General features: G+C 75.8%; 1 protein-coding gene. It reads right to left on the bottom strand.

The window, feature by feature from the left end; genetic code table 11:
- Window positions 1-10: 10 nt before the first annotated feature.
- Complete coding sequence (locus tag ACZ7DL_RS12055; protein WP_470773636.1) at window positions 11-18,793, bottom strand: non-ribosomal peptide synthetase; 18,783 nt, start codon at window positions 18,791-18,793, stop codon at window positions 11-13.
- Window positions 18,794-19,120 lie beyond the last annotated feature (327 nt).

Consider the following 19,120-nt stretch of genomic DNA (forward strand, 5'->3'; position numbering starts at 1 on the left):
CGTCGGATCCTCACCGTTCGTGGTCGTGGCCGCCGGACGCGGCGTCTTCGTGGTCGTGACCGCTGTACGCGGAGTCGTGGTCGTCTGGAGCGCGGTACGCGGAGTCCTGGGCGTGGGGACCGCCGGGCGCGGCGTGTTCGTCGTCGGCGTCGCCGTACGCGGCGTCCTCGAGTTCGCTCAGCACCTGGTCCTCCACCAGTTCGGCCAGGGCGGCGACGGTGCGGGAGACGAGGACGTCGCGGGGGGTGAGCGTGACGCCGAACGCGTCGTTGGCGCGGGAGGCGATGAGCAGGGCGCGCATGGAGTCGCCGCCGAGCAGGAAGTAGTCGTCCTCGGCGCCCACGGCCGCCTGGAGGGTCTCCTCCCAGATGGCCGCCAGCGCCTCCTCGGTGGGGGTGCGGGGGGCCACGTACTCGGGTCGTGCCGGCTCCTCGGCCGGTGCCGGGGCGGGCAGGGCGGCCCGGTCGGTCTTGCCGTTCTCGGTGAGCGGGAAGCGGTCCAGCACCACGAACGCCGACGGCACCATGGGGCCGGGCAGGGAGCGGGCGGCCAGCGCCCGCAGCTCGGCGGCGGTGGGCGGTTCGGTGCCGGGCGCCGCGAGCAGGTGGGCGACCAGCCGCGGCAGGCCCGGTTCGTCCTCCCGTACGGTCACCACGGCGTCCAGCACGCCCGGATGGCGCACGAGGGTCGCCTCGACCTCGCCCGCCTCGATGCGGTGGCCGCGCAACTTGAGCTGGTGGTCGGTGCGGCCCAGGTGGTGCAGTTCGCCCCCGGCGTCGCGGCGCACCAGGTCGCCGGTGCGGTACATCCGGCTGCCGGGCGGCCCGAACGGGTCGGCGACGAACCGGGCCGCGGTCAGCCCGGGCCGGCCGAGGTAGCCGCGGGCCAGCGCCGGTCCGGTGAGCCACAGTTCACCGGCGACGCCGTCGGGGACCGGCCGCAGCCGGGCGTCCAGGACGTAGGCGCCGGTGGCGGGCAGCGGGCGGCCGATGGGCGGTGCGGCGCCGTCCGCCGTCAGCGGCGCGGACCAGGTGGCGACGACGGTGGCCTCGGTGGGGCCGTAGGAGTTGACCATGCGGTGGTGCGGGGCCCAGCGGGCGACGAGTTCGGCACCGCACGCGTCGGCGCCGACGATGAGCGTCTTGAGGTCCGGCAACGTGCCGGGGGTGTCCGGCGGCAGCGTGGCCAGCGCGGCCGGCGGCAGCAGGGTGTGCGTGATGTGCTCGGCCCGCAGGACGTCGGCCAGTTCGGCGCCGAGCAGCGGTCCGGTCCGGGGTACGACCAGCCGGGCACCGTGCGGCAGGGACATGCACAGCTCCAGCACGGAGGCGTCGAAGCTGGGCGTGGCGAAGGCCAGCACCCGGTCACCGGCGGCCACCTGGTAGTGGGCGGCCTCGGCGGCGGAGAACGCGGCGAGCCCGCGGTGGGTGACGACGACGCCCTTGGGGATGCCGGTGGAACCGGAGGTGTAGATGACGTAGGCCGGGTCGTCCAGGTCGAGCGGGCGGGTCCGGTCGGCGTCGGTGGGCCGGTGTCCGGGGACGCCGTCGGGCGGGGCGGCGAGCAGGCCGGCGATCTCCTTGGCGTCGAGGGTGAGGGCGGGGGCCGCGTCGCGCAGCATCAGGGCGATCCGCTCCTCGGGGTAGACGGGGTCGACGGGCAGGAACGCGGCCCCCGCCTTCGCCACCGCCAGCTGTGCCAGCACCATGTCCGCCGAGCGGGACAGCAGCAGCGCCACGAGGGTGCCGGGCCCCGCGCCGCGGGCGATGAGCCGGTGCGCCAGCCGGTTGGCCCGGTCCTCGGCCTCCGCGAAGGTCAGCCGCGTACCGGACGCGTCCAGCGCGGGGGCGGCCGGCCACCGGTCGACGGCGGCCTCGACGAGGGCGGGCAGGGTGGCGGCGGGCACCGGGGCGAGCGCGGGGCGGGCCGGGCCGTGCAGCAGCCGCTGCCGCTCCGCGGGCGGCAGCACGTCGAGGTCGTCCAGGCGGACGGTGCCGTCCGAGGCGGCCAGGGCGTTCAGGGTGTGCAGCAGCTGTCCGGCCAGGGAGGCGGCGGTGGCCGCGTCGAAGTACCGCGGGTCGTGGCCGAGTTCGACGGCCAGCCGGTCACCGGGCGAGACGACCACGGTGAGGGGGTAGTTGGTGGCCTCCCGGGCGTCCAGGTCCCGCACGGCGAGCCCGTTCGCGCCCGCGGTCGCGTCACCGACCGGGTAGTTCTCGAAGACCACCAGACTGTCGAACAGCGCGGTTCCCGAAGGCAGTTCGCTGAGGGCGTGCAGCGCGTTGAGGGGCAGGTGGTCGTGGCGGCGGTCCTCGGCCCGGGCCTCCTGCAGCGCGCGCAGCCAGGTGGCGCAGCGGGCCGTGCCGTCGACGCCGGTCCGGGCGGGCAGGGTGGTGATGAACAGGCCGGTGATGGTGTCGGCGCCGGGCAGATCGGCGGGCCGTCCGGAGACGGTGGTGCCGAAGCACACCTCCTGCTCCCCGCTCCACCGCGCCAGCAGCAGCGCCCAGGCGCCCTGCACCAGGGTGTTGAGGGTGAGGCGGTGCCGGCGGGCGAACTCCTGGAGCCGGTGTGTCTCCTCGGCGCCGAGCCGCTGGGAGAGCCAGGTGCCGGAACGGGCCGTGGTTCCGGGGGCGGGCCTGCGGTCGTAGGGCAGCGGGGTCGGGGTGTTCAGGCCGGCCAGTGCGGCGCGCCAGTGCTCCTCTGCGGGGCCGGTGTCGCGGGCGGCCAGCCAGGCGGCGTAGTCCGCGAACGGCCTGCGCTCGGGCAGCCGGGGCGGCTCGCCGCGGGTGAGGGCGGCGTGCGCGGCCATGACGTCGGACAGGACGTGGAAGACGCTCCAGCCGTCCAGCAGGACGTGGTGGAAGGTCCACACCACGCGGACGGCGTCCGGTCCGAGCCGTACCAGCGCGAGCCGCAGCAGCGGGGCCCGGTCCAGGTCGATGCCCCGGTCGCGCTCGTCGGCGAGCAGCCGTTCCAGCTCGGCGGCGTGCCGGTCGGCCGGCATCCCGCTCCAGTCGTGCTCGGTGACCGGCAGGGTCACCTCCCGGTGGACCACCTGCAGCGGCACGGGTACGCCGTGCAGGGCGACGGACGTGCGCAGCACCGGGGTGCGGCCGACCACGTGCCGCCAGGCGGCGGCCAGCGTCCGCGGATCGTGGGCGCCGTCCGCCACGAAGGTGATCTGCTCGACGTACAGGCCGTGTTCGGCCTCGTCCAGGCCGTGCATCACCATGCCGGTCTGGGTGGGCGTGAGCGGATACACGTCCGTCACGTCCGCTCCGCTGCCGACGAGCCGGTCGACGGCCGCCTGGTCCAGCGGCGCGAGCGGGAAGTCGGAGGGGGTACGGCCGCCGGCACCGGGTGCGGCGCAGTGCCGCACGATCGCGCGGAGTTCGTCGGTCAGCTCGGCGGCCAGCCGGTCGACGGTCTCCCGCCGGTGCACCTCGCGGGAGTACGACCAGGTGAACTCCAGCCTGCCGCCGGCCACTCGGCCGAGGACGTCGAGGAGGTGCGGCCGGTTCGCCGCGCGGTCCATGCCGCCGGCGAGGCCGCCGTGGGGCGCGTGCAGCAGTCCGCCCGGCGCGGTGGCCCACTCCTGCCGGCCCAGGTAGTTGAAGCTGATCTGCGGCAGGCCGGGCAGGTCGCGTCCGGCCGTGGGGTGCAGGTGGCGCAGCGCGCCGTAACCGAGCCCGCCGTGCGGTACGGCCCGCAGGTTCTCCTTGACGGCCTTCAGCACGGTGCCTGTGTCCGCGTCCCGGGGCACGTCCAGGGCGACCGGATACACGGCGGTGAACCAGCCGACGGTGCGGGCCAGGTCAACGTCCTCGAACAGTTCCTCGCGGCCGTGGCCCTCCAGGGTCACGGCCACCCGGTCCCGGCCGGTCCAGCGGGCCAGGACCCGGCCGAGCGCGCACAGCAGGACGTCGTTGACGCGCGTGCGGTACACCTCCGGCACGTCCTGGAGCAGGCGGCGGGTCTCCTCGGCGTCGAGTCCGGTGCTCAGGCTCTCCTCGTCGGCGACCGTGTTCGCGCCGCCGGGGTGGTCGGCGGGCAGCGCGGTGCCGGCGTCGAGGTCCCGCCAGTGGGTGAGTTCGGCGTCGAAGCCGCCCGCCTCGGTGTGCGCGGCGAGCCGCCGGGCCCAGGCCCGGAACGAGGTGCTCTTGGGCGCGAGGGCGGGCCGCTCGCCGTCCCGCAGGGCGCGGTAGGCGGTGTCCAGGTCCTCCAGGATCAGCCGCCAGGACACGGCGTCCACGACCAGATGGTGGGCGGCGAGCAGCAGGACGGGCCGGCCGCCGTCGCCGGGCCGGCACAGGGCGGCCCGCAGCAGCGGCCCGGCGGCCAGGTCGAACCCGGCGGCGAGGGCGCCGGCCACCTCCCGTGGAGCCGCCCGGTGATGCACCTCCAGGTGCGGGTCGGCGGCGCCGGGTGCGGTGCCGTACTGCCGCCACCGCCCGTCACCGGCCCGTTCGAAGCGCAGCCGGAGCGCGTCGTGGTGCTCCAGTACGGCGGCCAGGGCGGCCCGCAGCAGCGTTTCGTCGGGGTCCGTGGCCAGGTCGAAGGCGACCGTCTGGCTGAAGTGGGCGGGGTCGCCGGTGAGGGTGTCGAGCAGCCAGTGCTGGACCGGAGTGAGCGGGGTGTCGCCGGTCACCGGGCCCTGCTCGGCGGCGACGGCCGGGCCCGGCAACCGCTCGGCGGCGGCGGCCAGTTCGGCGAGGGTCTGGTGGGTGAACAGGTGCCGGGGGTTCAGTGCGAGACCGGCCCGGCGGGCGGCCGAGACGATCTGGATGCCGAGGACGGAGTCGCCGCCGAGCGTGAAGTAGTTGTCGTCGGCGCCGACTTCGGGCACGCCCAGTACCTCGCACCAGATGGCCGCGAGGGTCTGCTCCGCCTCGGTGCGCGGTGGCCGGCCCGCCTCTCCGGCGGCCGGGGCGGCCCACTCCGGCGCGGGCAGCGCCCGCCGGTCGAGCTTGCCGGTGGCGCCGAGCGGCAGCCGCTCCAACGGGACGACGACGGCGGGGACCAGGTGGTCGGGCAGGCTGCGGGCGAGGAAGGCGCGCAGTTCGGCGGGGTCCGGGAGGCCGGTCGGGCGGGGGACCGGGTCGGCGGAATCCCGCACGCCACCCGGGCGAGACACCACGTCACCGGCAGATTCCGGTACCCCGCCCGGGCGGGGTACCGCATAGCCGATCAAGCGGCGGTGGCCGGCCCGCTCGACCACGCGGGCCGCTGCCGCCGCCACGGCAGGGTGGCGGGCCAGTGCGGCCTCCACCTCGCCGAGTTCGATGCGGAAGCCGCGCACCTTCACCTGGTCGTCGCCGCGCCCTAGGTAGACGAGGTCGCCGTCGGCCGTCCAGCGGACCAGGTCGCCGGTGCGGTACATGCGGCTGCCGGGCGGGCCGAACGGGTCGGGCAGGAAGCGGGCCGCGGTCAGTCCGGGCCGGTGCAGATAGCCGCGGGCGACGCCGGTTCCGGCGAGGAACAGCTCGCCGGGCGCGCCGACGGGCACCGGGCGCATCCGCTCGTCCAGGACGTAGGCGCGGGCACCGCCGAGCGGGCGGCCGATCGGCGGGTCGCGGTCGGGGTCGGCCGGATCGCAAGTGAAGGCGGTGGCGTAGACGGTGGCCTCGGTGGGGCCGTAGATGTTGCGCACCTGGCATCCGGGGACGGCCGCGCGGACCTGGCGCACGGTCCGGGCGGGCAGCCCCTCCCCCGCGAGGACGACGGTGTCCGCGGTGATCCGCACGGCGTCCTCGGCGAGCAGCCGGTCCAGGGCCGAGGGCACCGCGCTGAGCAGTCCGGCCCGCCAGGGTCCGGGGCGTTCGGCGAGGGCCAGCAGGTCGCGGACGAGCTCCACGCAACCGCCGGACAGCAGCGGGGAGAAGATCTCGAAGACCGACACGTCGAAGTTGAGCGAGGTGGAGGCCACCACGTGGGCCAGTCCCCGGCCGGTGAACTCGGCCGCCGCCCAGTCGGTCAGGGCCAGTACGGAGGCGTGGCTGACGACCACGCCCTTCGGGCGGCCGGTGGAGCCTGAGGTGTGGATGACGTAGGCCGGGTGGCCGGGCAGGAGGGGGCCGGACCGTTCGGCGTCGCCGACGGGGGTGTCCGGCACCGCGAGGCTGGGCTCCTCGTCCAGCACGATCCGGGTGCAGGGGCCCTCGGGCAGCCGGCCGGCGGTCTCCGTGGCCGTGATCACGGCGTCGGGCCGTACGTCCGCGAAGAGGAACGCGACGCGTTCGGCCGGGTACTGGGGGTCGACCGGCAGATAGCCGGCGCCGCTCTTCAGCACCGCGAGGAGCGCCACGATCAGGTCGGCGGTGCGGGGCAGGCAGAGGGCGACGAAGCGCTCGGGTCCGGCGCCGGCGGCGATGAGCAGCCGGGCCAGCCGGCTGGAGCGGGCGTCGAGTTCGCGGTAGGTGAGGCACGTGTCACCGCAGCGGACGGCGGGGGCGTCCGGGGTGCGTTCGGCCTGCCGCCGGAACGCCTCGGGCAGGGTGTCGTGCGGTGGCCCGGCCACCCGTCCGCCGAACCGGTCCACCAGCGTCCGCGCCTCGGCCGGGTCCAGCAGCGGCAGGTCGGCCAGCCGGCGGTCCGGGTCGGTGGCGATGCCCGTCAGCAGGGTGCGCAGGCTCTCGCCGAGCCCTTCCACCGTCGTGGCGTCGAAGGCGGCCGGGTCGTAGTCGAGGTTCACCGCGAGGGTGTCCCCGGGGGCGACGACCACGCTGAGCGGGTAGTTGGTCGGCTCCAGGTCCCGCTCCTGCTCCATGGCGAGGCCGTGCCGGGCCGGTGACCCCTCGTCGAAGGGGTAGTTCTCGAAGACCACGATGGAGTCGAACAGGCTTGTTCCGCCCGGTACTTCGCTCCAGGACTGCACCTGGGCCAGCGAGACGAAGTCGTGGCGCCGGGCCTCCGACTGGGCGGCCTGGAGCTCGCGCAGCCAGTCCGGCAGCGGGCGCCGGCCGTCGACGCGGACCCGGGTGGGCAGGGTGTTGATGAACAGGCCCACCATCGAGGTGATGCCCGGCAGTTCGGCGGGCCGCCCGGAGACGGTCGTGCCGAACACCACGTCACCGCCGCCGCCGTAGCGGGACAGCAGCAGCGCCCACGCGCCCTGGAGGACCGTGTTGAGGGTCAGCCCGGCCCGCTGGGCGGTCTCCCGCAGCCGTGCCGAGACGTCCGGGCCGAGCGTCATCCGTACCGACCCGGAGGAGGAGGCGCGGTGGGCGTCGGCGGCCCGGCGGTCGCGGGGCAGTTCGGTGGGGGCCTGGAAGCCGGCGAGTGTGGCGCGCCAGTACCGCTCGGCGCGGTCCGTGTCCCGTCCGGCCAGCCAGCGCAGGTAGTCGGCGAAGGGCCTGCGTTCGGGGACCTGCGGGCGGCGCCCGGAGGTGAGGGCGGCGTACCGCTCGCACACCTCGTCGAAGACCTGGGCGGCGCTCCAGCCGTCGAGCAGGACGTGGTGGAACGTCCACACCAGCCGGACCCGGTCCGGTGCGAGCCGGATCAGCGTCAGCCGCATCAGGGGCGCGGTGCCGAGGTCGATGCCCGCCTCCCGGTCCTCGGCCAGCAGCCGGTCCAGATCGTGCACTTGGCCGCCGGACCAGTCGTGGTGGGTGACCGGCACGGTGGCCCGGTGGCGTACGACCTGGAGCGGTTCCGGGGTCTCCTGCCACACCAGGCGGGTGCGCAGCACCGGGTTGGCGTCCGCGGTGTGCTGCCATGCCTCGGCGAGCGCGTGCGGGTCGGTGACGCCGTTCAGCACCAGCTGCACCTGGTTGACGTAGGTGCGGCCGTCGGGGTCGAGCAGGCTGTGGAAGAGCATGCCCGACTGCATGGGCGTCAGCGGGTACACGTCCGCGACGTCCCGGCCGTCCCCGGCGATCCGGTCCACGGCGGCCTGGTCCAGGCGGGCCAGCGGGAAGTCCGACGGGGTGCGGCCGCCCGCCTCCGGGTGGGCGCAGTGCGCGACGATGTCGGTCAGGGCGCGCAGCATCCCCTCGGCGAGCGCGGTGACGGTCTCCTCGCGGTGCCGTCCGGGGGTGTAGTGCCAGGTGATCTCCAGCCGGTCGTCCTCGATCCGGGCCACGACGTCCAGCAGGTGCGGCCGTTCGCCCTCGGGTGCCTCCGCGCCGCCCAGACCGCCGGGCACCGCCCCGATGAGGGCGCCGCCGCCGGCGGACCAGTCGAAGCGGCCCAGGTAGTTGAAGGTGATGCCGGGCGCGGGCGTGCCGGTGAGCCGGGCGTCGCGGGCGAGATGGCGCAGGACGCCGTAGCCGAGGCCCCGGTCGGGTACGGCCCGCAGCTGTTCCTTCACCGCTTTGAGCGCGGTGCCCCAGTCCCCGGCCGGGACGGTCAGGGCGAGCGGGAAGAGCGAGGTGAACCAGCCGACCGTGCGGGACAGGTCGACGTCCTCGAAGAGCTGGTCCTCGCGGCCGTGTCCCTCCAGGCCGACGGCGACGGTGCGGCGTCCGGTCCAGTCGGCGAGGACCCGGCCCAGCGCGGTGAGCAGGACGTCGTCGACGCGGGTGCGGTAGACGCCGGGGACGCGGCGCAGCAGGTCGTCGGTGCGGTCGCGGTCCAGCCGGACGGTCACCTCGCGGACGTCGGCCATGGTGGCGGGGCCGGTGCCGGTGCCGTCAACGGGTAGCGGTTCGGCGCAGTGCCGGGCGGCCCGCTCCCAGTGGGCGAGGTGGGCGCTGAAGCGGTCGTGGTCGCGCAGCCGGCGGGCCCACTCCCCCGCGGAGGTGGTGCGGGCGGGAAGTCGTACGGGCTGTCCGGACGCGGCCTGCCGGTAGGCGGTCTCCAGGTCCTCCAGCAGGATCCGCCAGGAGACGCCGTCGACCACCAGGTGGTGGACGACCAGCAGCAGCCGGGCGGGCCGGGTGCCGTCGGCGGTGAACAGGCGGGCGGCGAGGAGCGGGCCCGTGTCCAGGCGGAGTCCGGCGTGGGCCGCCGCCGTGACGCGGTCCTCGGCCCCCGGGTCGTGGACCTGGAGCAGTTCGGGGACCGGGCCGTCGGCGGCGGGCACGTCCTGGCGCCAGGTGCCGTCACCGTCGAGGACGAACCGGGCGCGCAGGGCGTCGTGGTGGGTCCACAGGGCGGTGAGGGCGCGGCGCAGGGCGTCCTGGTCGACGGCGCCGGCCGCCTCGATGACGACGGACTGGTCGAAGAATCCGGCGTGTGCCGGCCGCGGGTCCAGGAACCAGTGCTGGATCGGCGTGAGGTCGACCGGCCCGCTGACCGGTCCGGTGCCGGCGACGGCGGCCGCGGCACCGCCGCCGGCGACGGCCAGCTCGGCGACCGTGGGGTGCCGGAAGAGGTCGCGGGGGGTGAGGGTGAGTCCGGCGGCGCGGGCGCGCGAGACCACCTGGATGCTGAGGATGGAGTCGCCGCCCAGCATGAAGAAGTTGTCGTCCACACCGACCCGTGCCACGCCGAGCAGCTCGGCCCAGATCCCGGCGAGGATCCGCTCGGTCTCGGTGCGGGGGGCACGGTGGGTCTGCTCGCCGCCCGCCGACCAGTCGGGGGCGGGCAGCCGGCGCCGGTCGACCTTGCCGTTGGCCGTCAGCGGCAGCTCGGGCACGGTGACGAACGCGGCGGGCAGCATGTAGTCGGGCAGTCCGGCCGCCAGGTGGGCGCGCAGTTCGGCGGCGGCCGGCACCGCGGCGCCGCCGGCCGGTACGAGGTGGGCGGCCAGCCGCTTGCGTCCGGCGTCCTCGTAGAGGGAGACGACGGCTTCGGCGACGGCGGGGTGGGCGGTGAGCCGGGCCTCGATCTCGGCGGGTTCGACTCGGAAGCCGCGGATCTTGATCTGGTCGTCCGCGCGGCCGACGAAGTGCAGCTCGCCGTCGGCGTTCCAGCGCACGATGTCGCCGGTGCGGTACATCCGCGTGCCGGGCGGGCCGAAAGGGTCGGCGAGATAGCGGGCGGCACTCGCCCCGGGCCGTCCCGCGTAGCCCCGGGCCAGGCCCGCGCCGGCGATGTACAACTCGCCGGGCACGCCCGGGGGCTGGGGCTGGAGGGCGCCGTCCAGGACGTACACGCGGGTGTTGTCCAGTGGGCGGCCGATGGGCAGGACGGCGGGCAGCGGGTCGCCGGAGCGGAAGACCCGGCGGGTGGCGAAGGTGGTGGTCTCGGTGGGGCCGTAGCCGTCCACGACGGTCAGGCCGGGGCAGGCGTCCAGAACCCGGCGTACGACCGCGCCCGGCACGGCCTCGCCGCCCGTCCACACCTCGCGGGCGCCGCGCAGGCAGCCGGGGTCCTCCTGGGCGAGCAGGCGGAACAGACCGGCGGTCAGCCACAGGCAGCTCACCCGCTGCTCGGTGACCGCGCGCCGGACCTGGGCGGTGTCCAGGTCGGCGGGCGGGGCGAGCACGGCCGTGCCGCCGCGCAGCAGCGGCACCCACACCTCGTAGGTGGCGGCGTCGAAGGCGTGCGGCGAGTGCACGAGGACCCGGTCGTGTCCGGTGAAAGCCCGGTCCAGGGCGAGCGCGACGACGTCCCGCTGGCGCACCGCGACCCCCTTGGGGGTGCCGGTGGAGCCCGAAGTGAACATCAGGTACTGGACGTTGTCGGGGTGGACGGTCGCGGCGGGCGCGGGGCCGTCGGCTCCGGTGGTGTCGTCGACGCGCAGGACGCCGTCGCCGGGCAGCACCTCGCGGGCCGTCTCGGCCCACCCGGCGTCGGTGAGGAGCAGGCCGGCTCCGGCCTCGGTCAGCATCCGGCGCAGCCGCCCGGCCGGCGCTCTGCCGTCCAGCGGCACGTACACCCCGCCGGTTCGGACGAGGGCCAGCTGGGTGACGATCAGCTGCACGGAACGGTCCATCAGCACGCCGACCGCGCGTTCCGGCCGCACGCCGAGCCCGGCCAGCCGGGTCGCCAACCGTGCGGCGAGGGCGTCGAGTTCGCGGTACGTGACGTGCTCGTCCCCGGCCTCCAGGGCCACGGCGTCGGGGGTCCGGCGCGCCTGCGCGGCGAAGAGGTCCGCGACGGTGGTGTCGGGCAGGTCGGTGGTGGTGTCGTTCCAGGCGCGCAGCACCTGCTCGCGGCGGTCGGGGGCGAGCAGCGGGAGCCGGGCTGGCGGGCGCCGGGATCCGGTGGGCATGCCGGTGAGCAGCACGGTCAGGTACTCGGCCAGCCGCTCGGCGGTGCCGGTGTCGAACAGCTCGGGGTCGTAGCCCATTCGCAGGGCGAGCTCGGTGCCGGGATAAGCGGTCAGGCTCAGCGGGTAGTTGGTTGTCTCGATACCCTCCAGTCCGCTCAGGCGCAGTCCGTGGGCGGCGGCGAGGTCGTCGTCCACCGGATAGTTCTCGAAGACGACGATGCTGTCGAACAGGCCCACCCGCTCGGGGAGTTCGGTGAACGTCCGCATCCGGGTGAGCGGCAGGTGGTCGAAGCGCCGGTCCTCGCTCTGGTCTTGCTGGAGGGCGCGCAGCCAGTCGAGCAGGGTGCCGTGGGCCGGGACGGTGACCCGGGTGGGCAGGGTGGTGATGAACAGGCCGGTCATGGCCTCGGCGCCGGGCAGCTCGGGCGGGCGTCCGGACACGGTGGTGCCGAACACCACCTCGTCGCGGCCCGCCTGCCCGCCCAGCAGCAGCGCCCAGGCGCCCTGCACCAGCGTGTTCAGGGTCAGGCCGGACGTGCGTGCCAGCTCTTCCAGCGCCCTTGTGACGGCCGCGGGCAGCGTGACCCGGACGGCGTGCGTGGACTCGGCGCGGTGGGCTTCGCGCGGCTCCCGGTCGTAGGGCAGCGGTGTGGCCTCGGTCAGGCCGGACAGGCGGCCCCGCCAGTGCCGTTCGGCCGGGGCCTGGTCGCGCTGCCGCAGCCAGGCCACATAGTCGCGGTGGGGCGGGCGGTGCGGGAGGGCGTCCGGGCCGCGGCCGGTGTGCTGGGCGAAGACGTCCGAGAGCACCTGGAACAGGCTCCAGCCGTCCAGCAGCAGATGGTGGAAGGACCACACCACGCGTACCGCGGTGTCGGAGACGCGGGCGAGGAGCAGCCGCTGGAGCGGGGCCCGTCCGAGGTCGATGCCGTCCGCGCGGTCGCGGGCCAGCACGTCGTCCAGCCGGGCGCGGCGCTCCTCGTCGGTCAGCGCGCGCCAGTCCAGGTGGGTGACCGGTACGGCCGCGTGGCGCTGCACCACCAGCAGCGGCTCGGGGACGTCCTGCCAGACGACCCGGCCGCGCAGCACCTCGCTGCGGTCGGTGACGTGCTGCCAGGCAGCGGCGAGGGCCTCGGGGTCGGGCACGCCGTCCAGGACGAACGTCAGCTGCTGGACGTAGACGCCGCGGTCGTCCTGGGAGAGGCCGTGGAAGAGCATGCCCGCCTGGGTGGGCGTGAGCGGCAGTACGTCGGCCACCGCCGCCGGGTCCGCGCCGACGATCCGGTCGACGGCGGCCTGGTCGAGCGGGGCCAGCGGGAAGTCGGAGGGGGTGCGCCCGGCGGCTCCGGGCCGGGTGGCGTGCCTGGCCAGGTCCGCGAGCGCGCCGGCGTAGCGCCGGGCCAGGTCCGCGACCGTGTCCCGCCGGTGCAGCAGCTCCGAGTAGAACCAGGTGAACTCCAGGCGGTCGCCGGTGAGTTGGCCGACCACCTCCAGCACGTGCGGGCGCTCGGCCGCCGGGTCGGCGTCCAGCTCCAGCGGCCGTACGGTGCCCCGGTACAGGCCGTCGGGGTCCTCGGGCAGCCCCATCCGGCCCAGGTAGTTGAAGCTGACCTGCGCGTCCGCGGTCCGCGGTGCCGCAGCGGGACCGGCCGTCCGGCGCAGCGCGTCATGGCCGATGCCGTGCCTGGGTACGGCGCGCAGCTGCTCCTTGACCCGCTTCAGTACGGCGTCCCAGCCGGCGTCCTCGGGCACGGCGAGGGTGAGGGGGTACCTGGTGGTGAACCAGCCGACCGTGCGGCTGATGTCCAGCTCGGGGAAGAGTTCCTCGCGGCCGTGTCCCTCGACGTCGACCAGCACCCGGTCCCGTCCGCTCCAGGCGCACAGCGCCCGGCCGAGGGCGCCGAGCAGGACGTCGTTGGCCTGGGTGCGGTAGGTGTCGGGCAGGGTGCGCAGCAGGGCCGAGGTGTCCTCGGGGCTCAGCCGGACCGTGACGGCGCGCTGCGCGGCGTAGGTGTTGCGTCCGCCCGGCAGGTCGGCGGGGAGGGCGGGTTCGGTGCCGGGGACCGCCTGGGCCCAGTACTCCCGCTCGTCGTCGAAGCCGCCGTCCGCCGTGTGGGCGTCCAGCCGGCTCGCCCACTGCCGCAGCGGCGAGGACTTCGCGGGCAGTGCGGCGGCGCCGTCGGCACCGGCGCGGCGAACGCGGTAGGCGCGGTCCAGGTCCTCCAGCAGCACGCGCCAGGACACCCCGTCGACCACCAGGTGGTGGACGGCGAGGTGCAGGACGCTCGGCCGGCCGGGGCCGCGGTCGTGCAGCACGGCCCGCAGCAGGGGTCCCCGGGCGAGGTCGAAGGGGCCGAAGTGCAGGGTGTCCCGGTCCGGTCCTGTGTGGCGGGCGAGGCGGATGCGGGGTGCCCGGTCCGCGATGAGCCAGCGGACTCCGGCGGCCGTGCCGTCGCCGGTGAAGCGGGAGCGCAGGGCGTCGTGGTGGGCGGCCAGGTCGTTCAGCGCGTCCTCCAGCGCCGCCGGGTCCAGGTCGTCGGGGACCTGGACGGACAGCGCCTGGGCGTAGTGGCCGGCGCGCTCGGCGGCGGTGGCGAACAGCCAGTGCTGGATGGGGGTCAGGGGGGCGGTGCCGGAGGCCGGCTCGGGTGCGGGGGCGGTCTCGGGCGGGCTCACGGCGGCGTCCGCGCAGCGGGCGAGGGCGGCGACCGTCTGGTGCCGGTAGACGTCCCGGGAGGTCAGCGGCAGGCCCTCCTGCCGGGCGCGGGCCACCACCTGGATGCTGAGGATCGAGTCGCCGCCGAGTTCGAAGAAGTTGTCGTCGACGCCGATGCGTTCCGTGCGCAGGACCTCGGCCCAGATCGCGGCGAGCGCGCGTTCGGTGGGCGTGCGGGGTGCGACGTGCCGTACCGCGCGCACGGCGGGGCCCGGGTCGGGAAGCCGGCCGCGGTCGAGCTTGCCGTTCGGGTTGAGCGGCAGACCGTCCAGCACGACGACGGTCGACGGCACCATGTAGTCGGGCAGGGTGCGGCCCAGTTCCCGGCGTACGGCCTCGGCTTCCACCCGCTCCCCGGCGGCCGGGACCACGTAGCCGACCAGGCGCCGGTGGCCGTCGTCCTCGGTGATGGCGGTGGCCGCCGCCTCGGCCACGCCGGCGCAGCCGCGCAACGCCTCCTCCACCTCGCCGAGTTCGATACGGAAGCCGCGCACCTTGACCTGCTGGTCGATCCGGCCCACGTACTCCAGCAGGCCGTCGGCGCGGCGGCGCACCAGGTCGCCGGTGCGGTACATCCGCTCCCCCGGCGCGCCGTACGGGTCGGCGACGAACCGGGCGGCGGTGAGTCCGGGCCGATTCAGATAGCCGCGGGCCAGGCCGCCGCCTCCGAGGTACAACTCGCCGGTGACGCCGACGGGTTGGGGGCGCAGGGCGCGGTCCAGGACGTAGGTCCGGGTGTGCGCCACCGGTGCGCCGATGGGCGGGGCCTGCTCCGGCAGCCGGTCGCCGGCGAACCAGGCGGTGGCGTACACGGTGGCCTCGGTGGGGCCGTAGATGTTGGCGATGCGGCAGCCGGGCATGGCGGCGCGCAGGTCGTGCAGCGTCTGCGCGGGCAGGGCCTCACCGGCCAGCACGACGGTGTCCGCGGTCACCGGTGCCGTACCGCCCGCGATCAGCCGGGAGACGACGGACGGGACGCCGCTGAGCAGCCCGGCTCGCCGTGGTCCCGTGCCGTCGGCGAGGGCCGGCAGGTCGGCGACCACCTCGACGGTGCCGCCGGCCAGGAGGGGGCAGAGCAGTTCGAAGACCGAGACGTCGAAGTTGAGGGAGGTGGCGGCGATGACGTGGGCGAGCCCGGTGGCGCCGAACCGCTCCCCCGCCCACGCGGCCAGCGCGGCCACCGTGCGGTGGGTGACCACGACCCCCTTGGGGCGGCCGGTGGATCCCGAGGTGTAGATGACGTAGGCGGGATGGTCCGGCAGCAGCGGCCGGAGCCGGTCGGTGTCGGTCAGGTCCGTGTCGGGGCCGGCCGGGTCGGCGCAGTCCTCCAGGAGCAGCGGGTCGCAATCCGGGGGCAGGGCGGAGGCGGTCTCCCGGGTGGCGACGACGAGGGCGGGCCGGGCGTCGGCGAGCATGAGGCGGACACGCTCGCCCGGGTAGGCGGGGTCGACGGGGAGATAGCCCGCGCCGGACTTGAGCACCGCCCACAGCACGGGCACGAGGTCGGCGGAGCGCGGCAGGCACAGCGCGACCAGGGTCTCCGGGCCGGCGCCGCGCGCGACGAGCTGCCGGGCCAGCCGGTTGGCGCGCCGGTCGACCTCGGCGTAGTCCAGCCGGACCGGCCCGCAGACGACGGCGGTACGGTCGGGGGTCCGGGCCACCTGGGCGCGCAGCAGCCCGGGCAGGGTGCCGTGTCCGGTGTCCCGGGCCGGGCACGCGGGCGGGTTCCCGTGATCCACCAGTGCGCGCTGTTCGTCGGCCGAGAGCATGGGCAGTTCGGCCAGGGCGCGGCCCGGGCCGTCCGCCATGGCCGCCAGCAGGCGGTGCAGATGCCCGGTCAGGCGGGCCACGGTCGCGGCCTCGAACAGGTCCGTGTTGAACTCGGCGGTCAGCCGGCAGCCGCCCTCCGCGTCCGGTGTGAACTCCAGGACCAGGTCGAAGCGGGCGGCCGGGCGGGGCAGCGGGTGCTCCGCGCAGCGCAGGCCGCCGAAGAGCGGCGGCACGTCGAGCGCGGACTGCTGTACGACGAGTGCCTGCACCAGCGGGGTGCGGCTCGGGTCGCGGGGCGGGGCCAGCTCCTCCACCACCCGGTCGAACGGCACCCCGTCGTGGGCGAAGGCGTCCAGCACCGTCGTCCGCATGCGCTCCACGAACCGGTCCACGGTCGCCCGCTCGTCCACCTCGGTCCGCAGCACCACGGTGTTGGCGAAGAAGCCCGGCACGTCCTCCAGGTCCCGTCGGCCGCGCCCGTTGGTGACCGTGCCGAAGGCGACGTCCCGCTGCCCCGAGTAGCGGGAGAAGAGCAGCGCGGAGGCGCCCGCGAACAGGGTGAACAGGGTGGTGCCGCGGCCCGCGGCCAGCTGCCGCAGCCGGGCGACCAACTCCGCGGGGAGCGTGTGCCGGTGGGCGGCTCCGGCGGTGGTGCGCACGGCGGGACGCGGCCGGTCCGTGGGCAGCTCCAGGTGCTGAAGGCCGGTCAGATGCCGTTTCCAGTAGGCAAGGTCGGCGGTGTCCGCGTCACCGGCGCGCTGCCGCCGCTCCCAGACTGCGAAGTCCGGGTACTGCACGGCGGGTTGCGTAAGGCCGTCGGGCTCGCCGGTCGTCTCCGCGTGGTAGAGGGCGGCGAGTTCGCGGGTGAGGATGCCCACCGACCAGCCGTCGGTGACGATGTGGTGCTGGGCCAGGAGCAGCAGGTGGTCCTCGGCGGCGAGCCGGACCAGCAGCGCCCGGGTGAGCGGGCCGGCCGCCAGGTCGTAGGGGCGGCTCAGCTCCTCGGTGAGCAGCGCCTCGGCGGCCTCGGCGCGGCGCGCGTCGGGTACGTCGGTGAGATCGGCCGTGCGCAGCGGCAGGTCCGGGTCCGCCGCGACACGCTGCACGCCCTGGCCGTCGGCCGTGGCGAACGTGGTGCGCAGGGAGGCGTGCCGGGCCGCGAGGCGGTGCAGGGAGCGGCTCAGCGCCTCCGGGTCCAGGGCGCCGCGCAGCCGCAGGGAGACACCGGTGTTGTACTCGGTGCCGCCCGCGGTGAGATCGTCCAGGTACCAGAGCCGCCGCTGGGCGCTGGACAGCACAAGCGCGTCCGTGCGGGGAGCGGGCGGGATCGGCTCGGGGGGCGCGGCGGCCGACGGGTCGCCGAGCAGCGGGGCCAGGGCGGCGATCGTGCGCGTCGTGAACACGTCCCGCACGCTCAGCCGTACGCCCAGCTCGTCCCGGATCCGGGACAGGGCACGAGCGGCGAGGATCGATTCACCGCCCAGGTCGAAGAAGTCGTCCGTCACACCGACCGCATCGACGCCCAGGACATCCGCCCAGATCGCCGCGAGCGCCCGCTCCTCCGCCGACCGCGGTGCCACCTGCCCGGCCGTGACCGTGCGCTCGGGTGCGGGCAGGGCCCGCCGGTCGATCTTGTGCTGCGGGGTGAGCGGCATCCGGTCCAGGACGACGACGGCGGACGGCACCATGTGAGCGGGCAGCAGGGCGGCTACGGCGGTGCGCAGCGCGGCCGGGTCCAGGGGTGGGGGCGGGGCCTGAGTGTGTCGCACAGTGCCGGCGGGGGTGACCTCGGCGGCGCGGGCCGGAGCGTCGGTGGCGGGGGTCTGTCCGGACGGGGTGACATAGGCGACGAGGCGCTGGTGGCCCGGTTCGTCCTCGCGCACCACGACCACCGCCTCGCCGACCGCACCGGCCCGACGCAGGGCCGCCTCGATCTCGCCCGGTTCGATGCGGAAGCCGCGGATCTTTACCTGCCGGTCCAGCCGGCCCAGGAACTCCAGTTCCCCGCCGGCGGTCCAGCGCGCCCGGTCCCCGGTGCGGTACAGGCGGGCGCCGGGCGAGCCGAAGGGGTCGGCGACGAAGCGGGCGGCGGTCAGGCCCGGGCGCCCCAGGTAGCCGCGGGCCACCGCGTCCCCGCCCACGAACAACTCGCCGTCCGCACCGGGCGGTACGGGGCGCATCGCGGCGTCGAGGACGTACACCCGGGTGTGCGGCAGGGCGCCGCCGATCGTGGGGGCGCCCCGGCCGGCGGTGAGCGGCCCGGTCCAGGTGGCGACGATGGTGGTCTCGGTGGGGCCATAGGAGTTGATCATGCGGCGGCCGGGTGCCCAGCGGTCGACCAGCCCGGCCGGGCAGGCCTCGGCGCCCACGATCAGCGTGCGCAGGTGGCGCGCGGTGCCCTCCGCGGGATCGGGCAGGGTGGCCAGCGCGGCGGGCGGGATGAGGGCGTGGGTGATGCGGTGCTCGTCCAGGACAGCGGCGAGTTCGTCGCCCAGCCAGGGGCCGTCCGGCGGTACGACGAGGGTGGCACCGGACAGGACGGAGACGCACAGCTCCAGGACGGAGGCGTCGAAGCTCGGCGAGGAGAACTGGAGGACCCGGTCGCCGGGCCCCACGGCGTACCGTTCGGCCGCGGCTCTGGTGAAACCGCCGATGCCGCGGTGGGTGACGGTGACGCCCTTGGGGGTGCCGGTGGAGCCGGAGGTGTAGATGACGTAAGCCGTGTGGTCGGCGTCGACTTCGGCCGCGGGTCGCGCGCCGTCGCCCGAGTCCAGCAGTTCGCCGAGCCGGCGCGGATCGTCCAGGGTGACGGTGGGCGCGGCGTCGGCGAGCATCAGCGCACGGCGCTCGGCGGGGTAGGCGGGGTCCACGGGCAGGAAGGCGGCGCCCGCTCGGGCCGCGGCCAGCTCCGCCGCGATCAGCTCCATGGAGCGTGGCAGGACCAGGGCGACCACCCGGTCGGGCCCGGCTCCCTGTTGTGACAGGTGCGCGGCCAGCCGGTCGGCGCGGGCGGCCAGTTCGCGATAGCTCCAGGTCCGCCGGCCGTCGGTGAGGGCCGGTGCGTCCGGGGTGCGGGCCACCCAGGCGGTGAACAGCTCGCCGAGCGTCGGGTACGCCGGGGCCCCGGCGCTCTCCGGCGCGCCGGCGGCGGGGCCGGCGTGCGGCAGGGAGGACGCCGGTGCGGGCTTGTCGTGCAGGTCCGTCATGGGTGAAGTCCTTTGGAGAGCGGGACGATGCGACGCGGACGAACTGCGGCTTCACCGCGGGGGCGGTACGCCGGATCGGGGTGGCACACCGGGTGTGCGCGGGGGTGCGGCGGTACCGGCGGCCGAGGGCGGCGACCCGACGCGACGCCGGGCGACCACCGCTGACACCTGGCCGACGACAACCACCAGGCCGACGACCGGCCCGGCCGGGGCGGATGCCACGCGACCCGGCGCCGGTGGCGCGGCACGCGGTGGGAGGCCGGGCGGTACGGCGACGGTGTACGCCAGGACGGCGACCGGAGCGGGGCAAGGGCTGGAGCGGGGCAA

Source organism: Streptomyces sp. NPDC036984, from assembly GCF_055607665.1.